Source organism: Pseudomonadota bacterium, from assembly GCA_041395565.1.
In the GTDB taxonomy this organism is placed as follows: Bacteria; Pseudomonadota; Gammaproteobacteria; order UBA9214; family UBA9214; genus UBA9214.
In genome coordinates this window covers 165,242-188,023 of sequence record JAWLAI010000007.1, presented here as the reverse complement: position 1 = coordinate 188,023, position 22,782 = coordinate 165,242, and the positions used below count along the sequence as shown (strand labels likewise).

Sequence of the window (22,782 nt, the reverse complement as noted above, 5' to 3'; positions counted from 1 at the left end):
CCGGTTACCTTGTAGTCCGCCTGTGCGTGGTGGCTGATTTTAAAAGACAATCGGTTTATTCACAATTGGCTCTATCCTTCATAAATCGCATCACGTGCATCTGCGCCGCGCTGGTCGTGGCGCTGCTGCCGTTGCGGGCTACCGGGTTTCCGGGCGACCTGTTCGGCACCACGCAGCGGCTCCAGGCCGACAACCGGGTGTTCACCCAGTGGGTGGACGTGCTCGCCCGCCACCTGCGTGAAGACGCACCGGCGGGCGATTGCAGCGAGACCACGTTCAACCGCTGTCACCTCAAGCGCTGGCTCGAGTTTCTGGACAGTATCCGGTCGCTGCCCCGGGACCAGCAGCTCGAGCGCGTCAACCGCTATGCCAACAACAAGCGCTACGTGCTCGATCTGGACAACTACGGCCTGGAGGATTACTGGGCGGTGGCCCGGGAATTCCTCTCCCGCGGCGGGGACTGCGAGGACTATGCATTGACCAAGCTGTTCTCGCTGCGCTGGCTCGGCTACCCGACCGATGATGCGCGCATCGTTGTGCTGCAGGATACCAATCTGCGCATTCCGCATGCGGTGCTCGCCGTTGCGCGCGGACAGGACATCGCGATCCTCGACAACCAGATCGGCGAAGTCGTCTCGCACCACGATATCGTCCACTACCGTCCGGTCTACTCCATCAACGAAGCCAGCTGGTGGCTGCATCTACCGCAATGAGCGCGCCGCCGCACGCCGCCGCGCCGAAATTGTCCTCGCTCACCGCGGGCGTCGTGGTGCTGCTGGCGATCATCGGGCTGGGCGCCTATCTGATCAATCTCTACATCAGCAAGGAACGCGTGCGGGACCTGCAGCAGTGGGAATCGCGACTCGCGCTGGTGGTCGACAGCCGCGCCGACACGATCGAACGCTGGCTCGACCAGCGCCTGCGCGAGTTGCAGGAACTCGCCGACAACGCCTCGCTGCAGCTCTACCTGTGGCAGCTCGTCCAGTCCTCCGAGCGTGACCGGCCCGCTACCGAACCGGCCCAGCTGTCCTACCTGCGCAACCTGATCCTGTCGACGGCAGACCGGGACGGCTACTATCTGGCGGACACCCCGCGCATCCCGGCCGATCTGCCGCAGCCGCAGTCCTCCGGACTCGCGCTGCTGAACGACCGCCTGCAGCCGGTGGTGGCGACGCCGGGCATGCCGGAGATCGGCGCGGACGAACTGCGGGCGGCCGAGTCTGCGCTGAGCGGCGGCCGGCGCCGGATCGGCGCGCTGCGGCTCGATGCGCAGGGGCGGGCGTTGATCGCCTTCGCCGTGCCGGTGCATGCGGTACTCGGGGCCAAGAGCGGGCAGCCTGCGCCGGTCGGCGTGGTGCTCGGGATACGCAATGCGGACGCCGAGTTGTTGTCACTGCTGCAGCAAGGCGCCACCTTTGCCGAGGACAGCGAGGCGTTGTTGCTGGAACAGCGCGGGGACAGGGTCGTCTACCTTTCGCCCGGTCGGGATGGCAGCAGACCGACGCGGCGCAGCCTGGGCATGGACCGCGTCAACCTCGGCGGCGTCGGCGCCGTGCAGCACCCGGGTGAGTTCGGGGTGTTCACCAGTTACCGCGGTACGCCGGTACTGCAGCTGAGCCGGCGGCTGGCGCGGCGCCCTGGGTGCTGGTACAGCAGGTCGATGCCGGCCAGGCGCTGAAGGAGTCCAACGAGCACCGGCGCTTCCTGGTCATGACGCTGTCGCTGCTGCTGCTGTGCGTCGCGGCGATCTCGGTGGCGGCCTGGCGTCACGGCAGCAGCGTCGCGCGCAGCAGCAGGCGCACGAACTTCGTAGCCAGGCACAGCGGCTGCAGAAGCAGACCGAGCTGCTGCATGCCGTGACCGACAACATCGATACCCTGACGCTGCTGCTCAGCCAGGATGAACACGTCCTGTTCAGCAACCAGGCGACCGCGCGTGCGGCCGGTGCCACGCTGGCCGAGCTGATCGGCAATCCGCTCGGCGCCGCACTCGGTCCGGTGGCGAGCGCAGAGCTGCGGCACGGCATCCGGCTGGCGGGCAAGACGGGTAAATACATCTGGCGCATGCTGCGCCTGCCGATAGGCGGGAAGGACCGCAACTATCGCGTGGGTTTCGTTCCCGTCGAGCGCATCGGCCGGCACGAACGGCCGCTGCTGCTGGTGCTGACGGACATCACCCCGCTGCAGCAGGCACAGCAGCGCCATTCCGGTCTGCTGCGCAAGCTCGTTGCCACGCTGGTACACGTGGTCGACATGCATGATCCCTGGTCCGCGCACCACTCGCAGCGCATGGTGGAGGTCGCCAACGCCATCGGTCGCGAGCTGCGGCTCGGCCGGTCGGAGCGCGATACCCTGGAACTGGCGGCGACGCTGGCCAATCTCGGCAAGATCATGGTCCCGCGCGAGATACTGGTCAAAACCGAGCCCCTGACCGCGGCCGAACAGGCGGTCCTGCAGCAGCACGTACAGCATGGCCTGGATCTGCTCGCCAACCTCGAATTCGACGGGCCGGTACTGGCGACCATTGCGCAGAAGCAGGAACTGCTCGACGGCAGTGGTTACCCGCACGGCCTGCGCGGGGAACAGCTGACCCTGACGGGCAGGATACTTTCGGTAGCCAACGTCTTCGTCGCGCTGACCAGCCCGCGGGCCTATCGTCAGCGCATGTCGACGGAACAGGCGGTCGCCGAGCTGATGGCGGGTGCGGACTCGCGCTACGACCGCCACGTGGTGGCCGCGCTGTTCCATATCGCGGAAAACCGGCGCGACTGGCTGGAATCGGGAGCGGAGCCGGAGCCGGAGCCGACCTGACGCGTGCGCCCGGCGCCACCTTCAGTGCGGACGCTGAGCCGTTGCGGTCGCCGCTAGCTCGCGTAGCAGGGCAGCGGCCACCTTGCGGTGTCCTGCCGGGGTGAGATGACTGTCGAAACGGAAATAGTCGGCGCGCGTGAGGCCGAGGTCCGCGAAATAGACGTTTGGCAGCTGCGCATCCCGCCCGAGCGGATAGTTGCGGTAGCGCTGGCCGAAGGGATTGCTGTAGAAGACGATGACGCGTTTGCCCTGCAATGCCGCTGCGTGCTTGCGCAGGGTGTCGATGAGTACCTCGTAGTGGCGGGCGAAATTCTTGCGGCGCAGCCTGTCGGCCAGGTGCTTGAAGGGTGCCTTTAGGGTCAGCCAGTAGCCGTGCAGGACGTTGCCCGCATTGCCGGCGGCTGCGTCAGGGTCCGCCGCGCCGTGGCCGAAAATCTTCTCCTGCAGGGCCGTGCGTGAGGCACCATCGAACAGACGGTTCTCGTTGTAGTCGTTGTTGCAGTACTGGATGATGACGGTATCGATCTGGTCGAGCAGGCCGGAGCGCTCCAGCCGCAGCAGTTCCCTGACGGTGCCGTAACTGGCGACACCGAGGTTGTATACCGGACGTCCCGACAGCTGCTGGAGCTGCGCCGCGAAGGTCTCTGTATCGTTCACGCCCCAGCCCATGGCGTGCGAATCTCCGATGACCGCGATACCCGGGCCCGCCGGCCTGGGACCGGTGTCCCTGCCGGCAGCGGTGAAATGCAGGGTGGTGCTGAACTCGATATGGTTGAATTCGCAGCGGCCCTCGGCCGGCTTGTAGACCAGCACGGGGTCGGGCGCGATGCAGCCGGGCAGGGCGAGCCAGTTCGCCGCCGGGCCGGCCATGCCGGCCCGGAACAGTGCCTGCTGGGCGCCGGCGACCCAGGGAATGTCGGGCCGGATGCCATGCTGCAGCAGCAGCAGGCTGGCCACGTAGACGACCGCAGCCGCAGTGCCATAGGCGATCAGCAGCAGCAGGGTACGGCCGAGTGTGCGTGTGGTGTTCACGGGACCGGTATAGTAAGCGATACCGTGGCGGAATGCGTCATCATCAGCGTATCGCGCCGGCGCGGCTGGCAGCGTCACGATCGCCTGTTGTACCATGCACGCAATTCACGATTGTCCTGCATCCTGTCCCGGTGCGGCTGCCGCGTGGCAGGGGCGGGCATGAACGTTCCGGGTGCTCGCTATGCTTTCGCCATACATTCTGCGCGGCCGGCCAGCCATGCTGCAGGGGTACTGCCTCGGCCTGCTGCTTGCGACGCTGCTCCCGCTGCGCGCGGCGGCCACCGGGACGGAACAGCCGGAGCCGCCGCCGCTGCCGGCGGACTACTGCCGCTGGGAGATGGTGGAATACGGGATACCCCGGCCGTTGTGCGACCTGACCGGCAATGCCGCGCGCGGGCGGGACATCGTCTCGGACAGCCATCTCGGCAATTGCCTGGCCTGCCATCGCCTGCCGATTGCCGGCATCGAGGCCTATGGCACCATCGGTCCGCCACTGGCGGGCATTGGCGCTCGACTCGATGCGGCACAGATCCGCCTGCGCGTGGTGGATTCGCGTCATCTCAATCCGATGTCGATCATGCCGGGCTACTACCGCGACCCGCGGCTGATCCACCGGCCGGGCAAGCAGTACATCGGCCGGACCTTTCTCACCGCGCAGCAGGTTGAAGACGTGATCGCCTACCTGGTGACGCTCGAATGACCGGTGTGCTGCGCGCACTGCGGGTCCTGTGCGGGCTGGGCCTGTGCCTTTCCGCGCTGCCCGTCGACGGCGCCGGGCCGCGCTCCGGTTACGAGTTCATCAAGCCGGACACGCACGAGATGCAGGACGATGACTTCCTGAACCCGGGCATGCTCACGGTTGAACGGGGGCATGCGCTGTTTCAGGCGCAACCGGCGGGTGGTGGCAAGTCCTGTGCCGGTTGCCATGGCGCGGATGGCGCGGGGCTGGATAGCGCCGGTATCGCGGGTTACCCGCGCTATCGTGACGGTGCCGTGCTGACACTGCAGGAGCAGATCAACAGCTGCCGCGCCAGGGATGGCGGTGCGGCGCTGCCCGTCGACCATCCCGAGCTGGTCGCGCTGGAGACCTTCGTACGCAACCGCGCGCGCGGCGAGCCGGTGAACGTTCGGACCGACGGTCCGGTGGCGGCGTTGCTGGCGCGGGGCGAGCAGCTGTACCGGACGCGCTACGGACTGATCGACATCTCCTGTCAGCATTGCCACGAGATCTATCCAGGGCAGATGATCCGGGGGCAGCAGATCAGCGAGGGGCAGGGCAACGGCTTTCCGGCATACCGCCTCGACATCGGCGAGATCACCAATCTGCCCCAGCGTATCCAGCAGTGCCTCACGCTCATGCGTGCGGAACCGTTCGCTTCGGGTTCCGAGGAGCTGGAACTGCTCGAACTCTACATGATGTCGCGTTCCAACGGCCTGCCGATCGAGACGCCGGCCGTGCGCTACTAGCACCTATCTCAAAATCGGTACAAGCATTCTTGCCTTGTCATGCCCGCGCAGGCGGGCATCCGGCAAACCCGCGCATTACTGGATTCCGGCCTGCGCCGGAATGACGAGAAACATGGCCGCCGCGGGATTTTCCAATTTTGAGATTGGTTCCAGCACCTATCGCATAATCCCGTGTGAACGAGCGCGCCGTTCGAGCGGTGACCGCGTCAGCCGCTGTGATAGCGTACCACCTCGACGGACATGCAGAGCTTGACCTGGTTACTCACCAGCTTCGACAGGCTGTCCATTCCGAAGTCGGCGCGGTTGATCACCGTGGATGCCTTGATGGTGATGCTTTCCTCACCGTTGGGGCCGGGTTCGGCCGAGGGTGTCAGGGTGACATTCAGCGCCACCGGACGGGTGACGCCGTGTACGGTCAGCTCACCGTTGATCTTCGCCTTGTCCTTGTCCAGCCATTCGAAATTCCGGCTGACGAACAGGATCTCCGGGTACTTCTCAACGTCGAAGAAACTCTCGCTCTTGATCAGGTTCTCGATGACCGAACCCCGGGTGTCCAGGCTCGCGGTCCGGATAACGACCATGGCCTGCTGATCGCGCTCCACCCACGAGGCGGGAGTGAGTGCCACCCCGCCGGAAAAGTCGCGGAACGAGGCCTCCACCCGTTTGAATTCGCTGTCGACACAGAATCCGACCTGCGAGGATTCCTGCCGGATGCGGTACAGATACCCATCTGCTGCGGCCTGCAACATGGACGACACGAGCGAGGTGTCGACCTTCCCGTCCATGAACGGCGCGCACAGGGCATCTTCACCCGCGCTACCGGTTGCCGGCAGCAGACCGGCCACAAGCAGGCCGAGTGCCATGACATACGCTGCAATCGATCTGTTCATCATCGTTACCTCTCGGGTAATCGTCATGTATGTTAGAGTAGTCTAATATACTTATTTGTCAATATATCTTTACATTTCCCGGGGCGATCCCATGTAACTTATTGAATATACGTAATCTGGGTGACAGTATTGACGCGCGCCCTGTCGGGAAATCTGTCGATCGACCCTGATTCGCTTCAGATTCAATAGGGGGGTGGGCAAGCGTCGTCGCCGGTCGCCACGGTGCTCGCCCGCCAAGCGCTCGGGCTGGCAGTCGATACGCCGGGTGCCGAGTCGGCCTGACATTCCGACACCAACGCCCGGCGCCGGGAGTTAACGGCGGGTGCGCGGACCATTTGAACGTCATGGTGTTCTGGTTTAATCTTCCGCGCCTGTTTGCCTGCCTGTTACCTGACCGGGTTATGCGGTGAGGGTCTGTTCAGGCGCATACGGTGACTGTTCCGGAGAGATGTCCGAGTGGTTGAAGGAGCACGCCTGGAAAGTGTGTATACGGTAATCCCGTATCGAGGGTTCGAATCCCTCTCTCTCCGCCATCCATAAAGAAAGGGGCCTTTGGCCCCTTTCTTTATGGATCACATGAAATATAGATTCGAACCCTCGATTTCATCATGGCCGGGTTCGACAAAATCGCCGGGAGCGATTTTGGGTGAGCGCAGCGAGCCCGCAGGGCGGGGCGCAGGGATGCGCCCGGCAATCCCTCTCTCTCCGCCATCCATAAAGAAAGGGGCCTTTGGCCCCTTTCTTTATGGATCACATGAAATATGGATTCGAACCCTCGATTTCATCATGGCCGGGTTCGACAAAATCGCCGGGAGCGATTTTGGGTGAGCGCAGCGAGCCCGCAGGGCGGGGCGCAGGGATGCGCCCGGCAATCCCTCTCTGCGCCATCCATAAAGAAAGGGGCCTTTGGCCCCTTTCTTTATGGATCACATGAAATATGGATTCGAACCCTCGATTTCATCATGGCCGGGTTCGACAAAATCGCCGGGAGCGACGGTGAGCGCAGCGAGCCCGCAGGGCGGGGCGCAGGATGCGCCCGGCAATCCTCTTGTGTGCCATCCATAAAGAAAGGGCCTTTGGCCCCTTTCTTTATGGATCACATGAAATATGAATTCGAACCCTCGATTTCATCATGGCCGGGTTCGACAAAATCGCCGGAGCGATTTTGGGTGAGCGCAGCGAGCCCGGCAGTCCCTTTCTTTATGAATCACTTGAAGTATGGAGTCGAACCCTCGACTGCATAAGCCGGAATTCAGCTTCGTATACCATGGCAGGGATGCGACGGCACTTGCGGGATTTCCGCGGCGACGCCCGCCCGGCGCGCCCGGGCTCAGCGCGCCATGATCCAGAGGTCTTTCAGTCCCAGCACTGTCCGGGCGCGGTCAGCGGTTTGCCTGGCCTCCTCGTGCGTGGCGGAACCGGTGATCTGTACGCGCCAGTAATGTTTCCCGTTCACGGTGACGGGCTGCAGCGCGGTCGGAAAATCCTTGGACCGGGCTGCTGCGGCCAGGTGGTCTGCATCGTCCCTGTTTCCCACCGATGCAATATTGATGAGCCAGGCGCCCTGCGTATCCGCGCCGGGAGAGGCGTCCTGATGCTGCACGTCGTCCGTAGCGACGGTGGCGGCCTGTGTGTCCGGGCTGGCTGCGTTGATCGTGCCGGCGGGATCCTCCTGGCGCTGCACGTCGTCCGTCGTTGCGGCAGCGGCCTGTGCGAGCACGTCGGCTGCGCTGTCCGTATGCCGCGGTTCAGGTGCCGTGCCTGCGGACTGCGGTGGCCCGGCAGGCGTCGGCGCCGTTGCGGGCGGTGGCGTGCTGCCCGGATCCAGCGTGATCGCGATGCCCTGGATCGTCCACATGGGCGCCGGGGCGTCGACGGGAGATGACGCGGGGGCGGCGGGCGCCGGTGTTGCGGCGGTTGTGCCAGACGCGCCGGCAGGTGCGGCCGGGGCTGGGGCGGCGTCAGCTGCCGGCGCCTGCCCGGATGGCCGGGCCTGCTGCGGGGTCGGCTTGCCTGCGGACGGGCCCGGGTAGGCATTGAGCTTCGCCACCTCGATCTGGTGGCGGATCGATGCCAGGTCCACCGGATCATCGATCGATCCCAGTATCAGGATGAACAGCGCGGCGCCGCAACCGACTGTGAGGAGTATGTAAGTGATCCAGTTGCTGTAATGACTTGTGTGCACGTGAGGGGCTCGTTCCCTTTATACCCGCCCGCGCTGACCCTATTGCTCCGGGTCGCGGGCGTTGTGTCGTTATCTGCGTAATCAGGCTAGCCGGCCGCTGCGATCGTGGCCGGTGACGAAGGCGGCATTATCTTGCAGTGGGGCCGGGTCAGCAAGGTCGCCGGCACCACGGTCACGGGATACAATACCCGCCCGAGTCTGCCCACGGGTACGGCCGGCGCGGTGCGGTAGCCGTGTCTCTGACGTAAGGCAGCGTTTCCGTTAAACTTCCCGCTTCGTTTGATCCCGGAGATCGAGACATGCAGTTCACCCCCGAGGCGTTCCGCACCTGGAAGCACAAGAGCGTGACCCTGCTCGGCATGTCCGGGGTGGGCAAGACCCACCTGTCGACCTTGCTGCGCAACCACAACTGGTTCCATTACTCGGGCGACTACCGGATCGGTACGCGCTATCTGGACGAGCCGATCATGGACCTGATCAAGCAACAGGCCATGACGATCCCGTTCCTGCGCGACCTGCTGCGCCGCGACTGGATTCACATCCGCAACAATATCAAGGTGGACGACCTCGGCCCGGTGCTGAGCTTCGTCGGCAAGCTCGGCAACCCGGAACGCGGCGGGGTGCCGCTGGACGAGTTCTCCCGGCGCCAGGCACAGTATCGCGAGGCTGAGATCGCGGCCATGCTGGACGTGCCGGAGTTCATCCGCAAGGCGCACGAGATCTACGGCTACGACAATTTCGTCAACGATGTCGGCGGCAGCCTGTGCGAACTCAACGAGCCCTCCGTGATCGACCTGCTGGTGCAGCATTCGCTGATCCTGTACATCCGCGTCACCGAGGCGGCCGAGGAGCAGGCCCTGATCAGCCGCGCCCAGAGCAGCCCCAAGCCGCTCTACTACCGACCCGAGTTCCTCGCGGAACAGCTGCAGGAATACCTCGGCCTGCACGGACTCGAGTATGCCGCACAGGTGGATCCGGACGATTTCTGCCGCTGGGTGTTTCCGCGCCTGTTCCATTCGCGCGTGCCGCGCTACGAGGCCATCGCGCGCCCGCACGGCTACACCGTGACCTCGCACGAGGTGGCCGCGGTGCGCGACGAACAGGATTTCCTCGATCTGGTGGAAAGCGCCATTGCGCGCAAGGCGCCGGCAGCGGTGGGCTGACACGCGTGCCGATCGTCGCTCACAATGCGCTGCCGACCTTCCAGCGCCTGCGCGAGGAGGGCCAGACCATCCTGGATCCGGAACGGGCCCGGCAGCAGACCATCCGCGAGCTGCATATCGGCGTGCTGAACATGATGCCGGACGCGGCGCTGGCCGCGACCGAGCGCCAGTTCTTCCGCCTCGTGGGCGAGAGCAACCCGATCGCGCAGTTCTACATGCACCCGTTCACGCTGCCGGAACTGCCGCGCGGCGTGCAGGCGCGTGAGCACATCGATCGCTACTACGATACCTTTGCGCAGGTGCGTGCCGAAGGCCTGGATGCGCTCATCATCACCGGTGCCAACGTCTCCCATCCCGACCTGTCGCAGGAGCCGTTCTGGGAACCGCTGCGCGAGGTGTTCGAGTGGGCGCAGACCAACGTCACCTCGGTGCTGTGTTCCTGTCTGGCCACCCATGCCGCGATGCAGTTCCAGCACCGCCAGAAGCGCCGGCCGCTGCCGGCCAAGTGCTGGGGCGTGTTTCCGCACCGGGTGATCCGCAAGAATCACCCGCTGGTGAACGACGTCAACACCCAGTTCGACGTGCCGCATTCACGCTTCAACGATATCAGTGCGGCACAGTTCCGTGCGGCCGGTCTGCACGTGCTGGTGGATAGCGCGCAGGTCGGCGTCCATCTCGCGGTCAGTGCGGACGGCTTCCGCGTGGTCTACTTCCAGGGGCATCCCGAATACGACACCGTGTCGCTGCTCAAGGAGTACAAGCGCGAGGTGCAGCGTTTTGCCGGCGGCGAACGCGACGACTACCCGCCGTTTCCCGAGCACCAGTTCCGGTCGCGCGAGCGCGCCATCCTTGACGAGTATCGCGACTGCCTGCTGCGCGGGCGCGAAACCGGCGCGCAGGCGCCGCCGTTTCCCGAACAGCTGGTTGCGGCGCGCCTCGACAACACCTGGCACGATACCGCCGAGGGCATCGTCGGCAACTGGATCGGTCTGGTCTACCAGCTGACGCACCAGCAGCGCGCACTGCCGTTCATGGCCGGCGTGGATCCGCGCAACCCGCTGGGTCTCGACTGGATCGCCGGGTCTGGCAGCACATCCTGAACCGCAGCACGAGGAGTTACCGCATGCAGTCCGGTCCCCGAGAGATCGTCACCCCCTTCCGACCCATCCCGCTGGAAGTGCCGGAGGCCATGGCGCCGAACGAGTTCTTCAACAGCACCGAGAACCTGAACGACCTGATGCACAACAACGGGCTGCTGACCAACCCGGAGAACCTGCTGCTGTATCGCAAGGCGCTGGGCCACAGCCGCGAGTTCGACACCTCGATCATCTACAACACCTCGCAGTGCATCCTCAACCCGCTGGGTCGGCCGGTGCGTCGGACCCAGGTGCCGGAGGAGGTGAAGCGTGTCTGGAACCGCATGAACCAGGTCATCATCGACTACATGGTCGAGCGCTACCCGGATCCCGAGACGCACCTGCTGCTGGCCGGGGAGGCCAGCCTGGACGCGACCTGGCCGCTGACCTCGCCCGGGGTTCCCAGCATCCGTATGCTGCACAACCACTTCATCGTGTTCGACAAGGCGGAACTGCACGACGCGGCGCTGGCAGATCCCAGCAATCCGAACCTGACCGACGGCGGCCAGCACAGCCTGTTCGAGGCCTATATGCATGACGTCTACCGCGAGTTCTTCGATCGCGCGCTGGACCTGGAGATCCTGTGGCAGGTGGGGGAGGCGGGGTCGCGCATCGAGCTGACCGGTTACCCGCAGGGCCTGCCGAGCTGGGAGATCCATGGCGGGGTGGCGGCGCTGGAGGAGATTCGCTTCTGGAACGAGTACGACGAGATCCTGAAGGGCTTCATCGATTTCTACCGTACCTTCTTCAGCCAGGTCTCAACCCGCAACGCCCCGATGCTGGACGATCTCTACTTCCCCGATACCGTCGAGAACGTGCTGCTGTTCAACAACGACTTCCTGAAGACGGCGAAGAAGGTGCGCGACCGCTGCATCGTGGACGCTGCCTACGCGAATGCCATCCGCTGGCAGCCCGCATTCAAGCAGCTCATCTACCGCAACGACGAGGACAAGTTGATCGTGACCATCAGCCAGAACTCGATCGGCAACGCCATCACCGAACTGCTCGGCGTGGTCGTGAAACGGGTGCCCGACGCCGCGGCCTACGCAAGCTTCGAGCCGCAGCTGATCGAACAGTTACTGGAAGTGCGCCGTCGGCTGATCGAGGCCGATCTCGGCGAGGGGATCGCGACGCCGCACTGGCCGGCGTGATTGCAGCGGCAGGCGGCCCAAGCGGGCCCTGTGCTGTGCGCCCGCGCCGCCAGCCACGCGGTTGCAGTGTCGTATCCTGTCAGCGCGCTGATCCGGTAAACAGCGCGGGCTGGCGGCGTGTGGCGCTGTTCCCTGTTTCCAGGGCGGAACAGTACGGTCTTACTTCCCTGACTTCACGTAGAACATGATAAACAGCGCCACCACGATCAGCAGTGCCACACCGACCGTAATGACCGACAGGATGCCGATATCGCTGCCTAACAGCAGTTGCATTGCTGGGTTTTCCATGGATGTTCCTCCCGTTTGTATGTGGTGTATTTTTTCTGCAGTGACCGCTTGCTATCTTGATCTGCATCAAACCCTGGCGAAAATCCGCAGCCGCTCCACGGTTGCGGCAACCGCTTCAGCGGTCTTTGCCGGCGGCGAGTTCGCGATCGAGCTGGCGCTGAACGCGCCGCGGCGAGCCGGTGTGCCGCGCCAGCAGGTCGTAGGCGACCGGCACCACGAACAGCGTGAAGAAGGTCGCCGACAGTATGCCACACAGCACCACGGTGCCGATCACGACGCGCGTCTCGGTGCCCGCGCCGGATGACAGCAGCAGCGGGACGGCGCCCGCGGCCGTGGTGATGCCGGTCATCACGATCGGCCGCAGGCGGATGGCCGCGGCCTCGAGCAGGGCGTCGCGGAACGGCCGGCCGGCATCGCGCAGCTGGTTCGCGAACTCGACGATCAGGATGCCGTTCTTCGCGGCCAGGCCCACCAGCATGATCAGGCCGATCTGGCTGTAAAGATTCAGCGTCTGGCCGCTGAGGTAGAGGCCGAGCAGGGCGCCGGCCATGGCCAACGGCACGGTCAGCATGATTACGAACGGGTGCACCCAGCTCTCGAACTGCGCGGCCAGCACCAGGTACACGACCACCAGCCCGAGCAGGAAGGTGAACACGAGTGAACTGCCGGCCTCGCGGTAGTCCTGCGACTGACCCTTGTAGTCGATGATGACCTCGGGCGGCAGCGCTGTGCGTGCCATCCGCTCCAGGCGTTTCAGGACGTCACCGAGGGCCACGCCGTCGGCCAGGTTGGCTTCCAGCGTGATGGCACGTACCCGGTTGTAGCGGTTGAGCTGTATGGAGTCGGCGAACTCCTCGAGCCGCACCAGATTGGCCAGCGGAATCAGTGCGCCGGAGCGATCCGAGCGCACGTAGATGTTTTCCAGGCTGGAGGGGGTGCGCTGGGTGTCGCGTTCGCCCTCGAGGATGACGTCGTATTCCTCGCCGGCATCGATGTAGGTGGTGACGCGACGCGAACCGAGCAGGGTTTCCAGCGTGCGGCCGATGCTGCCGATGGTCACCCCGAGTTCGGCGGCACGGTCGTAGTCGATCACCACGCGCAGCTGCGGTTTGGTTTCCTTGTAGTCCCAGTCGAGCCCGACCAGTCCGGGGTTGTCCGCGTTGATCTTGTCCACCAGGGTGTCGCGCCACTGCGCCAGCTCTGCGTAGGTGCCGCCGCCGATCACGAACTGCACCGGTTTCTGGATACGCGCGCCGAAGCCCTGGCGCATGACCGGAAAGGTGCGCACGCCGGGCAGATCCTTGAGACGCTGGCGCACGTCGTCCATGATGTCCCAGGCCGAGCGGCGGCTGGACCAGTCGCTTAGCACGTTGACGACGATGCCGGTGTTGAAGATCTCGAAGTTGCCGAAGCCGCGCGGCGCACGCACCAGCATGCGCGAGATCTCGCCCTGTTCCACCAGCGGCATCAGGCGCCGCTCGATCTCGGTCATATATGCGGCGATGTAGGGATAGGCCGTGCCCTCGGGTCCGGTGACCATGAGGTAGAACACCCCGCGGTCCTCCTTGGGCGCGTACTCGTCGGGTATCGCCTGGTACAGCCACACCGAGGCGCCGAGGATGCCGGCGAACGCCAGCCCGACGCTCCAGCCGTGGCGCAGCGCGGCCTGGAGCGCGGCGTGATAGCCCGTGCGAACGCGGCCGAACAGCCGCTCGATCAGCGCCGAGAGGCGCGAGTGGCGCGCATCCTGCGGCAGGATCTTGGAGGCGAGCATCGGCGAGAGCGACAGGGCGACGAAGCTGGAGAAGGATACGGCCGCGGCCATGGTCAGGGCGAACTCGGAAAACAGCCGGCCGATGTCACCCTGCAGGAAGGCGATGGGCACGAATACCGCCACCAGCACCACGGTGGTGGCGATGACCGCGAAGCCGACCTGGCGCGTGCCGCGAAATGCCGCGACCAGCCGCGTCTCGCCGTACTCCTCGATGCGCCGGTGGATGTTCTCGATCACCACGATGGCATCGTCCACCACCAGGCCGATGGCGAGCACCAGCGCCAGCAGGGTGAGGATGTTGAGCGAGAAATCCAGCGCCAGCAGCACCATGAAGGTTGCGACCAGCGAGACCGGCACGGTCACGGCCGGCACGAGCATGGCACGGACGCTGCCGAGGAACAGGTAGATGACGCCGATGACCATGGCGATGGCGATGAACAGGGTCTTGTAGACCTCGTGGATGGCGCCTTCCACGAACACCGAGCTGTCGTAGCTCTGCTTGATGGCCATGCCCTGCGGCAGCGTGGGATTGATGCGCGCCATCTCCGCCTTGGCCGCCTGCGCCACGGCCAGCGTGTTGGCGGTCGACTGCTTGGTGATGCCGATACCGACCATGGGCACGCCGTTGCCGCGGAAGAACAGACGGTCCTCGGTGGTGCCACGCACCACGCGCGCGACATCGCCGAGCCGGACCAGGTAACCGTCGTCGCCGCGTGCGAGCACCAGGCGGGCGAAATCATCCGCGGTGAGGAAGGTGCGCTGGGTGCGCACGGTGAACTGGCGGTTGTCGGAATCGATGCTGCCGGCCGGCAGTTCCAGGTTCTCCGCGCGCAGCGCGGCCTCCACGTCCGCCACGGTCAGGTTGCGTGCCGCCAGTTCGCGCCGGTCCAGCCAGATGCGCATGGCGTAGACCTGGCCGCCGCCGATACGCACCCGCGCCACCCCGTCGAGCACCGAAAAGCGGTCCTGCAGGTAGCGCCGGGCGTAGTCGGTCAGCTCCGGGATGGTCATACCGTCGCCCGCCAGGTTCAGCCACATGATCACGTCCTCGTTGCTGTCCTCCTTCTGGATGTCGGGCGGGTCGGCCTCGTCGGGCAGGTCGTCGAGAATGGCGGAGACGCGGTCGCGGATATCGTTGGCCGCGGCGTCGATATCGCGGTCGATAGCGAATTCCACGGTGATACGCGAGCGTCCGTCCTCGCTGCTGGAGGCGATGAAACGGATGCCCTCGATGCCGGAGATGCGATCCTCGATGAGTTCGGTGATGCGGTTCTCCACCACGTTCGCGGCCGCGCCCGGGTAGGTGGTGTCGACGGTGACGATGGGCGGATCGATGTCCGGATACTCGCGCAGCGGCAGGCGCTCGAACGCGACCAGCCCGAACGCGATCAGCAGCAGCGACATGACCGATGCGAACACCGGCCGGGTGACAGACACATCGGACAGGATCATTCGGGATTGCTGCCGGGCAGGGTACGCAGCAGCTCGGGCAAGGTGCGGCTGCCGTCGTCTATGGCCGTTATCACCACCGTCTGTCCGTCGCGCACCCGCAGGTGCCCGTGGGTAACCACCTGCTCGTCCGCGGTGAGACCCGCCAGCACCTCGACCAGGCCGGGGCGGCGCCCGCCGCTGCGTATCTCCCGGTATTCGATGGTGTGTGCGGGCGTGACCACGTAGACGAACTGCTGCTCGCCGCGTGGGATGAGCGCCTCCTCCGGTATCACCAGTGCGCTGCGCGGATGCTGCAGCAGTTCGACGCGCATCAGCATGCCGGGGCGGAGCAGATGATCCGGGTTGGGCAGCAGGGCGCGCACGCGGACGGCGCGGGTGATCGGGTCGACGCGGCTGTCCACGGCCTTGATGCTGCCCGCGAAACGGCGTTCGGGATAGGCGGGGCTCGTGGCCTCGACCGCCAGTCCGGGCTGCAATGCCTCGAGCAGGGTGGCGGCTACCGGGAATTCGAGTTTCATGACGCTGTCGTCGTCCAGCGTGGTGATCAGGTCACCGGGCCGCACCAGCGCTCCAACGCTGAGATCGCGCAGTCCGACCACGCCCGCGAACGGCGCCTTGATCAGGCGGTCCGCCAGCCGTGATTCGATCGCGGCCAGCCGCGCACGCGCGGTTTCCCATTCGCGCTGGCGCTCGTCGAGCGTGGCTTTTGCCGCGGTGCCCTCGGCCTCCAGCGACTTGATCCGCCGGTACTGGCGCTCGGCCTCGTTGACGGTGGCGCGGGCCTCCTCCAGCTGGGCATGTTCCTCGCGGCTGGTCATTTCGGCCAGTACCTGGCCTGGTACGACCCGGTCGCCGTCGTCGAAGCGCAGGGCGCTGACGGTCTCCGTCACCGTGGCGGTCAGTGCCACCGATTCGTTCGCCGCCAGCGTCCCGAGCGCCTCGATCCGGTCGGCGAATTCGACCTGGCGCACGGGCGCGACGATGACGCCCGGCTCAGGCTGTTCGGCCGCCAGCGCGGCAGTTACCAGCAGGGTCGTGCAGGCCAGCAGCAGGCGCAGCTCAGTGACGGGTTTCATAGGGCTCCGGTCGGGTCGTAGGCTGATGGCAGGATATTAGCTCCGGTCCCGCAGTGCCAGTCAATGCTATCGACAGCCCTGCGCCAGTGAAGTTCGTGCAACACGCTTGGCGGTGGATGCCGTCTGCTGTCAATGTTCGCGCGGGTGCGTATCATATTGCGACCATGAAGACTGCCAGCCCCGCTGCCCGCAGACCCGCGCGTTACCTCCGACTGTGGTCAGCGGCGCTTTCGCTGTGCCTGCTGTACCTGCCCCTGGCCGTTGCCCAGCAGACGCTGGAGCTGAACATAAGCGGGGTGGATGGCCTGCTGCGCGACAATGTGCGTGCACACCTCGGGCTGTCACAGTATGTCCGTACCACGCCAGGTCTGCCGGTGCCGCTGCCGCTGCCCGGCATGGCGGGCCCGCCGGAATTGCCTGCCGCCGATGAAATCCGCCGTCTGCACCGGCGCGCGGAAAAAGACATCATGGCGGCGCTGCAGCCCTATGGGTATTACGAACCGGACATCGAGACAGCGCTCGAGCAGCAGGGTGAACACTGGATTGCCAGCTACCGCATCGTGCCCGGTCCGCCGGTGCTGCTCCAGTCCGTGGACATCACGATCAGCGGCGCCGGCGCCGAGGATCCGGGCCTTGCCAGGGTGCGTGAGCGCACCCGCCTGCGCCTGGGCAAGCGGCTGCAGCATCCCTACTACGATGACACCCGGGAGCAGCTGATCCAGGCGGCGCTGGAGGCGGGTTACCTGGATGCGCGTTACACCAAGTCCGAGCTGCGTGTGACCCCGGCCAAGCACCGTGCGGACGCCGTGCTGCATCTGGATACCGGGCCGCGCTTCTACTTCGGGCCGGTGACCGTGGAGCAGGATATTCTCAAACCCGGGTTTGTCAGCCGCTATGTGCAGATCAAGGAAGGTGCGCCGTTCGATACCGGAAAATTACTCGATCTGCAGCTGGCGCTCGGTGACAGCGGCTATTTCGACCAAGTCGAACTGGAGGTTCAGCGTGCCGCGGCGCAGGAGCAGCACGTGCCTGTCATTGTGCACACCAAGCCCGGTGCGCACACGCGCTACACGCTGGGCCTGGGTTATGGCACGGATACCGGGCCACGGGTGTCACTGGGTGCCGATTATCCACGTATCAACCGTCGCGGGCATGGTCTGAAAAACGAACTGCGCCTGTCGCCGGTGCAGCAGAACGCCGTTGTCAACTATACCATTCCGATCCGCAACCTCGTCTCTGACCGCCTGGTCTTCTCCGGCGAGTGGGAAAACGCCGAGGTGGCGAGTACCGGCTCGACCCGTGGCTACAAGCTGGGTGTCAGCCAGAATGTCAGTCTGGGTAAATTGCAGCGGCGCCTGTATGTCAATTACCAGCATGATACCTTCGATCTGGGCACCGAGCGGGAAACGGTCAACTTTCTCATTCCCGGCGCGGCCATCTCGAAACTCAAGAGCGACAATGTGCTGTTTCCGCGCCGCGGCTACAGCTGGAACGCCGACCTGCGCGGATCGCCCGGGGTGATCTCCTCCACCCGTTACTTCCGGACCGAGGCCAGCATGCGCGGTGTCTATCCGCTGGGCAGCAAGGGGCGCCTCCTCGGTCGCGCCCAGCTGGGTTACACGACCGTTGTTGATTTTGACAAACTGCCGGCCTCTGAACGTTTCTTCGCCGGCGGCGACCAGAGCGTGCGCGGCTACGGTTACCAGAAACTCGCGCCGGTCGACAGCAGCGGCGAGGTGATCGGCGGCCAGTACCTGGCGGTCGGGAGTGTTGAGCTGGACTACCTGTTCGTCGGCAATTTCGGTGCCGCGCTGTTCCTGGATGCCGGCAACGCCGACGACACCTTTCCGCCCAAGCCGAAGCTGGGCGCCGGCATCGGCTTCCGCTGGCGCAGCCCGGTCGGCATGCTGCGGGTCGACTTGGCGCACCCGTTCGACGATCCCGACAACAAGTTCCGCCTGCATATCAGCATCGGTCCCGACCTGTGAGCCTGCTGCTGCGCCGCATCCTGCCGGGAATCCTTGCGCTGCTGGTGCTGCTGCTGGCGGTGCTGGGCTGGCTGGCCGGCACCGAGGCGGGGCTGCGCCTGGTCTGGCAACAGGCGGTCAAGCTGAGTGAACCGGCGCTGGCGGCGGCCTCGGTCGAGGGTCGGCTGATCGGCACGATCAGGGTCAATGACTTGCGCTACGAGACCGGACAGCTGCTGTTTGCAGCCAGGTCGCTGCAGCTCGACTGGACAGCGGCGGACCTGCTAGACGGGGTGTTGCATATCAAGGCGCTGGTTGCCGCAGGGGTGCGTTACGAACAGCGCGCTGCGGGATCCGCTGAGCCGCTGGTGCTGCCGCAACAGATCAGTCTGCCTCTGGCCGTGGAACTGCAGGCCCTGTCGATTCATGACGCAGTCATTGTCGGCGCGCCGCAGGCGGATCCGCTGCAGATCGATAGCCTGGAACTCGCCGGCAGTTGGCGCGATGCGCGGCTGGAGATCACGCATCTTGCTCTGCGCCGGCCCGATCTCGGGCTGACGGCGACAGCCGGCATGCAGATGCAAGCCGAATATCCGCTCGCGGGTGAAATCAGCGTACAGGCAACCCTGCCTGACTATGCGCCATTGCTTGCACAGGCCCACCTCTCCGGCAGCCTGCAGACCTTGCATATCGAGCCGTCCCTGCCGGCACCGTATGCCTTGCAGGCAAGCCTGACGCTGACCCATCCCCTGACCGATCTGCAGCTCGAGGGTTCGGTCAGGCTGCAGGACAGCGATCTGACGGCGATCAATGCGACCTGGCCGGACATGCGCCTGGACGGCACAGTCACGGCACAGGGTCCGCCCGAGGCATTGCAGCTGAACGGCACACTGGATATTCGTGATGCCATAGCCGGTGCCTTGCAGCTGCTGTTCGCCGGACAGTTGCAACCGGAGACCCTGCGCTTCGATACCCTGCAACTGACAGCGGCCGACCGGCCGACACGGCTGGACGCGCAGGGCAGCATCGGTTTCGGTGCGGCACCGGTGTTTGATTTCGCGGCGCAATGGCAGGCATTGGTGTGGCCGCTGCAGGGGGAGCCCGAATATGAAAGTCGCCAGGGATCCTTCACCCTGGCCGGGACGCCGAATGCCTACCGACTCGATGCACAGGGCGACCTGAAATTGCAGGACAGGCTGGCCGGTCTGCTCGAGCTGCGTGCCCGCAGCGGCGCTGCACCGGGCAGCTGGCAGATCGAGGCGGCCAGCCTGAGCGGTGGTGCATCGCGGATCGAGGCGCAGGGCCTGGTCGGCAGCCTGTACCGGCTCGACTGGCGTATCGATGCGCCGCGTCTCGGCGACCTTGCGCCGCTGGCCACCGGCAGCCTGCGTGGCAAGGGTTCGCTCAGCGGGTCCTATCCGGAGTTCGCGCTACGGGCCGAAGCCAGTGGTTCTGATATCGGGATCGAGGATTATCACCTGGGGCAGCTCAGCCTCGCCGGTGCAGTGAATCTGGCTCCGGGGCAGCCATCCCGCCTGCAGGCCAGCGTCAGCGCAGCGGTCGCCGGCGGTCGGGTGGCGCGGCTGGACGTCGACGGTTCCGGAACCACGGACAGGCACCGCCTCAAGCTGCAGGTCGACAGCGATCGCGGCAAGGCCGGACTGGATGTGACCGGTCACTGGGACGGCACGAGCTGGAAGTTCGATCTGCAGCAGGCCAGCCTGGCCTACCCGGAAGGAGCTGGCACCCTGGCAACTGGCACGAACCGGTATCCGGCGCTGCTTTGACGCGCGAGCGGCTGCAGTTGCCCGAGCACTGCTGGATCAGTGCGCCGGCTCGTGCCTGTGGCCGGTTTGCCGGTTCGCTGGAGGACTACAGCGGTGGTTTCAGTCTGACGCAACTGCCGCTTGCCTATTTTGCGGCAATCCTGCCCGGTGCAGTGGGCATGGAAGGTGAACTGAATGCACGGGGAGATTTTCGCAAGGTGGCGAGCCATGCCGCGACGCTCACGATCCAGCTCGACAGTACGCCGCTGCAGTTGCGACTGCCACAGGATGATCCGGATCTGCAGCAGCTGTTTTCCTTTGCGCCGGGCCAGGCGACGGCCGCGCTGTCGGACAACAAGGCAACCCTGTCGGTCGATCTGCCGTTCGCGGCGGTGCCGGGCAGGGTGCATGCCAAGGCCGCGCTCTGTACCGGACCGTGACTGGCTGCAGGGCGCGCTGGATGGCGAGCTGTCGCTGGCCCTGGACATCGGGATGGCGTCCGGCTGGATACCCGAGGTGGCGGAGCTGCATGGACGGATCGATGGGCGCATGCAGCTTGCCGGGACACCGGCCGCCCCGCGCCTGCAGGGACAGCTGGCTTTGACAGATGGCGCGGCGACGCTCGTGACACCCGGGCTGGAGCTCAAGGATGTGCGTGTCGAACTGGCCGGACAGCCGTCCGGCGACATCCAGCTCACCGCATCGGCGCGCAGCGAGGTGCAGGGACGCTGCAGGGCGAGGGCCTGCTAATCCCGTCGGCCTGGCGCAACGCTTGCCTGCGCGGCACCCAGTTTCAGGTCATGAATACGTCTGAGGCGAATCTTCGCATCGCCCGATCTGCAACTCGCCATGAGCACGGACCAGACCCGGATCAGAGGACGCATCGAAATCCCGCGTGCCGAGTTGCGCCCGCGCAAGCCACCCCCGTCCGCGGTCAGCGTGTCGCCTGACCAGGTGATCGTCAGCGAGGGCGAGCAGGGCGGGGCCGCGGAACGCTACGCGGTGGATGCGCAGGTGCGGATCGTGCTCGGTGATGCGGTCGATATCGATGGGCTCGGGCTGAAAGGCAAGCTGCACGGCGATGTGGTGGTGGTCGACGTGCCCGGGCAGCCGGCCAACGCCAGCGGCGAGCTCTCCATCAGCGATGGGCGTTACGAGGCCTATGGCCAGCAGTTGGCGATCCGCACCGGCCGGCTGCTGTTCGCGGGCGGTGTGGTGACCGATCCCGGGGTGGACATCGAGGCCGTGCGCAAACCGGCCACTGACATACTCGTCGGCGTCAAGGCGCGCGGCAAGTTGCGCTCGCCCACCTTCACGGTGTTCTCCGAGCCGTCCATGAGCCAGTCGGAGCAACTGTCCTGGCTGGTGCTGGGGCGGCCGCTGGAAGGCGGCACCTCGGACAGCGAACGCTCCCAGCTGCAAACGGCGGCCCTGATGCTGGGGATGAGCGGCGGCGAGTCGCTCGGCAAGCGCCTCGGCGAAGAACTGGGGTTCGACGAGGTGACAGTCGGCAGCGAACCCGGGGCGGATGTCAGTCAGGCCGCGCTGCTGGTTGGCAAATACCTGACCCCGGAACTGTTTGTCAGCTACGGCATCGGCCTGTTCGATCCGGTGTCGACCCTGAACCTGCGCTATGCCCTGTCGAGTCGCTGGAAGCTGGTCGGCAGTGCCTCGACACTGCAATCCTCCGCGGACCTGATCTATGTGATCGAGCGGCGGAAATAGCCAACAGTGGCAGGTCTCCCGCGTCTGATAGTCAGAAACTATTTATATAATAGAAAATTAAGAATTAACAAATTGATGGCTGGTCCGTAATCTTGTTCACAGGCCGGGGCGTGGTGCTTCGGCGACAGTACAAGGAGACAGACATGAGCCAGACTATCGAGGGACGCCGCGTTCCCGACATCACCTTCCGGACCCGCCGCGACAACGCGTGGGTCGACGTTGCCACAGCCGACATCTTTTCCGGCCGCACTGTGGCGGTATTCGCGTTGCCCGGCGCCTTCACCCCGACCTGCTCCTCGGCGCACGTGCCGCGATTCAACGAGCTCGCCGGCGTGCTGCGCGAGAACGGCGTGGACGAGATCGTGTGCATATCGGTCAACGATGCCTTCGTCATGAACGCCTGGGCCGAGGATCAGCATGCCGACAACATCACCTTCCTGCCCGACGGCAACGGCGAGTTCACCGCGGCCATGGGTATGCTGGAAGACAAGCGCGAGCTCGGCTTCGGGATGCGCTCCTGGCGCTATTCGATGCTGGTGCGGGACGGGGTCATCGAGAAGATGTTCGTCGAGCCACGGGTGCCGGGCGATCCCTTCGAGGTCTCGGATGCCGACACCATGCTCGATTACATCAATCCGCGCGCACGCCGTCCGCACGACGTGGTCATGTTCAGCAAGCCGGGCTGTCCGTATTGTGCCGCGGCCAAGGCGCAGCTTGCCGAACACGGCATCGACTACGAGGACATCGGCGTGGGCGATGCGGTGTCGCTGCGGGCCGTGCGCGCGGCCAGCGGCAGCGCGACCGTCCCGCAGGTGTTCATCGACGGTGAACGCATCGGCGGTTCCGAGGCGCTGGCCGCCTGGCTCGCGGCGCGTACGCGCACGGCGAGCGCGGCCTGAC

21 protein-coding genes and 1 tRNA gene are annotated in these 22,782 nt (G+C 65.4%); 16 read left to right on the top strand and 6 right to left on the bottom strand.

Features of this window, described 5'->3' with window-relative positions:
• Positions 1 to 65: 65 nt before the first annotated feature.
• Genes R3F42_12695 through R3F42_12680 form a run of 4 tightly spaced genes read left to right on the top strand, consistent with a single transcriptional unit; the run spans position 66 to position 2,810 of the window.
• Positions 66 to 713, top strand: a complete 648-nt coding sequence (locus tag R3F42_12695) for a transglutaminase-like cysteine peptidase (protein MEZ5542883.1) — start codon at positions 66 to 68, stop codon at positions 711 to 713.
• Complete coding sequence (locus R3F42_12690) at positions 710 to 1,678, top strand: hypothetical protein (GenBank protein ID MEZ5542882.1); 969 nt, start codon at positions 710 to 712, stop codon at positions 1,676 to 1,678. The genes R3F42_12695 and R3F42_12690 overlap by 4 nt, the downstream gene beginning before the upstream one ends.
• Entirely contained in the window at positions 1,642 to 1,860 is a 219-nt protein-coding gene (locus tag R3F42_12685; protein MEZ5542881.1) for a hypothetical protein, read from the top strand. Before R3F42_12690 ends, R3F42_12685 begins: the two co-directional genes overlap by 37 nt.
• Positions 1,857 to 2,810, top strand: a complete 954-nt coding sequence (locus R3F42_12680) for an HD domain-containing phosphohydrolase (GenBank protein ID MEZ5542880.1) — start codon at positions 1,857 to 1,859, stop codon at positions 2,808 to 2,810. Before R3F42_12685 ends, R3F42_12680 begins: the two co-directional genes overlap by 4 nt.
• A gap of 21 nt (positions 2,811 to 2,831) precedes the next feature.
• On the opposite strand, the gene R3F42_12675 is transcribed toward R3F42_12680, so the two are convergent.
• Positions 2,832 to 3,938: an SGNH/GDSL hydrolase family protein gene (locus R3F42_12675; GenBank protein ID MEZ5542879.1), complete on the bottom strand. Its 1,107-nt coding sequence runs from the start codon at positions 3,936 to 3,938 to the stop codon at positions 2,832 to 2,834.
• An 85-nt stretch (positions 3,939 to 4,023) separates the two neighbouring features.
• Between R3F42_12675 and soxX the strand changes: the two genes are divergently transcribed.
• Together soxX and soxA are read left to right on the top strand one after the other, a co-directional pair.
• Complete coding sequence (soxX, locus tag R3F42_12670; GenBank protein MEZ5542878.1) at positions 4,024 to 4,542, top strand: sulfur oxidation c-type cytochrome SoxX; 519 nt, start codon at positions 4,024 to 4,026, stop codon at positions 4,540 to 4,542.
• Positions 4,539 to 5,309: a sulfur oxidation c-type cytochrome SoxA gene (gene soxA, locus R3F42_12665; GenBank protein MEZ5542877.1), complete on the top strand. Its 771-nt coding sequence runs from the start codon at positions 4,539 to 4,541 to the stop codon at positions 5,307 to 5,309. Before soxX ends, soxA begins: the two co-directional genes overlap by 4 nt.
• Before the next feature lie 206 nt (positions 5,310 to 5,515).
• On the opposite strand, the gene R3F42_12660 is transcribed toward soxA, so the two are convergent.
• Positions 5,516 to 6,199: a YceI family protein gene (locus R3F42_12660; GenBank protein ID MEZ5542876.1), complete on the bottom strand. Its 684-nt coding sequence runs from the start codon at positions 6,197 to 6,199 to the stop codon at positions 5,516 to 5,518.
• Between the two features lie 442 nt (positions 6,200 to 6,641).
• Here R3F42_12660 and R3F42_12655 point away from each other — a divergent pair.
• Positions 6,642 to 6,732, top strand: a tRNA-Ser gene (locus R3F42_12655).
• Positions 6,733 to 7,529: 797 nt separating this feature from the next.
• On the opposite strand, the gene R3F42_12650 is transcribed toward R3F42_12655, so the two are convergent.
• Positions 7,530 to 8,384: an SPOR domain-containing protein gene (locus tag R3F42_12650; GenBank protein MEZ5542875.1), complete on the bottom strand. Its 855-nt coding sequence runs from the start codon at positions 8,382 to 8,384 to the stop codon at positions 7,530 to 7,532.
• 299 nt (positions 8,385 to 8,683) lie between these two features.
• On the opposite strand from R3F42_12650, the gene R3F42_12645 reads away from it, so the two are divergent.
• The 3 genes from R3F42_12645 to R3F42_12635 are packed head-to-tail and all read left to right on the top strand — an operon-like array spanning position 8,684 to position 11,834.
• Positions 8,684 to 9,547 carry an ATPase gene (locus R3F42_12645; protein ID MEZ5542874.1) on the top strand — a complete coding sequence of 288 codons (864 nt, stop codon included), beginning with the start codon at positions 8,684 to 8,686 and terminating at the stop codon, positions 9,545 to 9,547.
• A 5-nt stretch (positions 9,548 to 9,552) separates the two neighbouring features.
• Positions 9,553 to 10,647 carry a homoserine O-succinyltransferase gene (locus R3F42_12640; protein MEZ5542873.1) on the top strand — a complete coding sequence of 365 codons (1,095 nt, stop codon included), beginning with the start codon at positions 9,553 to 9,555 and terminating at the stop codon, positions 10,645 to 10,647.
• A 23-nt stretch (positions 10,648 to 10,670) separates the two neighbouring features.
• Entirely contained in the window at positions 10,671 to 11,834 is a 1,164-nt protein-coding gene (locus R3F42_12635; protein ID MEZ5542872.1) for a hypothetical protein, read from the top strand.
• Positions 11,835 to 11,993: 159 nt separating this feature from the next.
• Here the strand turns inward: R3F42_12635 and R3F42_12630 are convergent, their stop codons facing one another.
• From R3F42_12630 to R3F42_12620, 3 genes are all read right to left on the bottom strand, one after another.
• Positions 11,994 to 12,122 (bottom strand): DUF3149 domain-containing protein, encoded by a 129-nt coding sequence (locus R3F42_12630; GenBank protein MEZ5542871.1) that lies wholly within the window; start codon positions 12,120 to 12,122, stop codon positions 11,994 to 11,996.
• Positions 12,123 to 12,237: 115 nt separating this feature from the next.
• Positions 12,238 to 15,348 (bottom strand): efflux RND transporter permease subunit, encoded by a 3,111-nt coding sequence (locus R3F42_12625; protein ID MEZ5542870.1) that lies wholly within the window; start codon positions 15,346 to 15,348, stop codon positions 12,238 to 12,240.
• Entirely contained in the window at positions 15,345 to 16,424 is a 1,080-nt protein-coding gene (locus R3F42_12620) for an efflux RND transporter periplasmic adaptor subunit (protein MEZ5542869.1), read from the bottom strand. Before R3F42_12620 ends, R3F42_12625 begins: the two co-directional genes overlap by 4 nt.
• Before the next feature lie 164 nt (positions 16,425 to 16,588).
• Between R3F42_12620 and R3F42_12615 the strand changes: the two genes are divergently transcribed.
• From R3F42_12615 to R3F42_12590, 6 genes are all read left to right on the top strand, one after another.
• Positions 16,589 to 18,412 carry an autotransporter assembly complex family protein gene (locus tag R3F42_12615; protein ID MEZ5542868.1) on the top strand — a complete coding sequence of 608 codons (1,824 nt, stop codon included), beginning with the start codon at positions 16,589 to 16,591 and terminating at the stop codon, positions 18,410 to 18,412.
• Positions 18,409 to 20,178 (top strand): hypothetical protein, encoded by a 1,770-nt coding sequence (locus tag R3F42_12610; protein ID MEZ5542867.1) that lies wholly within the window; start codon positions 18,409 to 18,411, stop codon positions 20,176 to 20,178. The genes R3F42_12615 and R3F42_12610 overlap by 4 nt, the downstream gene beginning before the upstream one ends.
• Entirely contained in the window at positions 20,175 to 20,597 is a 423-nt protein-coding gene (locus tag R3F42_12605; protein ID MEZ5542866.1) for a hypothetical protein, read from the top strand. The genes R3F42_12610 and R3F42_12605 overlap by 4 nt, the downstream gene beginning before the upstream one ends.
• Positions 20,566 to 20,907, top strand: coding sequence for a translocation/assembly module TamB domain-containing protein (locus R3F42_12600; GenBank protein MEZ5542865.1), 342 nt, complete (start codon positions 20,566 to 20,568; stop codon positions 20,905 to 20,907). The genes R3F42_12605 and R3F42_12600 overlap by 32 nt, the downstream gene beginning before the upstream one ends.
• Positions 20,908 to 20,961: 54 nt before the next feature.
• The gene (locus tag R3F42_12595) at positions 20,962 to 21,882 is read left to right on the top strand and encodes a translocation/assembly module TamB domain-containing protein (GenBank protein ID MEZ5542864.1); all 921 of its coding nucleotides are present in this window, start codon (positions 20,962 to 20,964) and stop codon (positions 21,880 to 21,882) included.
• Between the two features lie 143 nt (positions 21,883 to 22,025).
• The gene (locus R3F42_12590; protein MEZ5542863.1) at positions 22,026 to 22,781 is read left to right on the top strand and encodes a glutathione peroxidase; all 756 of its coding nucleotides are present in this window, start codon (positions 22,026 to 22,028) and stop codon (positions 22,779 to 22,781) included.
• Position 22,782 lies beyond the last annotated feature (1 nt).

Bases quoted from the DNA above. Each gene is read 5' to 3' on its own strand.
- R3F42_12690 (MEZ5542882.1), top strand. From the start codon at position 710: ATGAGCGCGCCGCCGCACGCCGCCGCGCCGAAATTGTCCTCGCTCACC.
- R3F42_12675 (MEZ5542879.1), bottom strand. From the start codon at position 3,938: ATGGTACAACAGGCGATCGTGACGCTGCCAGCCGCGCCGGCGCGATAC.
- soxX (MEZ5542878.1), top strand. From the start codon at position 4,024: ATGCTTTCGCCATACATTCTGCGCGGCCGGCCAGCCATGCTGCAGGGG.
- soxA (MEZ5542877.1), top strand. From the start codon at position 4,539: ATGACCGGTGTGCTGCGCGCACTGCGGGTCCTGTGCGGGCTGGGCCTG.
- R3F42_12660 (MEZ5542876.1), bottom strand. From the start codon at position 6,199: ATGAACAGATCGATTGCAGCGTATGTCATGGCACTCGGCCTGCTTGTG.
- R3F42_12645 (MEZ5542874.1), top strand. From the start codon at position 8,684: ATGCAGTTCACCCCCGAGGCGTTCCGCACCTGGAAGCACAAGAGCGTG.
- R3F42_12635 (MEZ5542872.1), top strand. From the start codon at position 10,671: ATGCAGTCCGGTCCCCGAGAGATCGTCACCCCCTTCCGACCCATCCCG.
- R3F42_12630 (MEZ5542871.1), bottom strand. From the start codon at position 12,122: ATGGAAAACCCAGCAATGCAACTGCTGTTAGGCAGCGATATCGGCATC.
- R3F42_12625 (MEZ5542870.1), bottom strand. From the start codon at position 15,348: ATGATCCTGTCCGATGTGTCTGTCACCCGGCCGGTGTTCGCATCGGTC.
- R3F42_12620 (MEZ5542869.1), bottom strand. From the start codon at position 16,424: ATGAAACCCGTCACTGAGCTGCGCCTGCTGCTGGCCTGCACGACCCTG.
- R3F42_12615 (MEZ5542868.1), top strand. From the start codon at position 16,589: ATGAAGACTGCCAGCCCCGCTGCCCGCAGACCCGCGCGTTACCTCCGA.
- R3F42_12600 (MEZ5542865.1), top strand. From the start codon at position 20,566: ATGCCAAGGCCGCGCTCTGTACCGGACCGTGACTGGCTGCAGGGCGCG.
- R3F42_12590 (MEZ5542863.1), top strand. From the start codon at position 22,026: ATGAGCCAGACTATCGAGGGACGCCGCGTTCCCGACATCACCTTCCGG.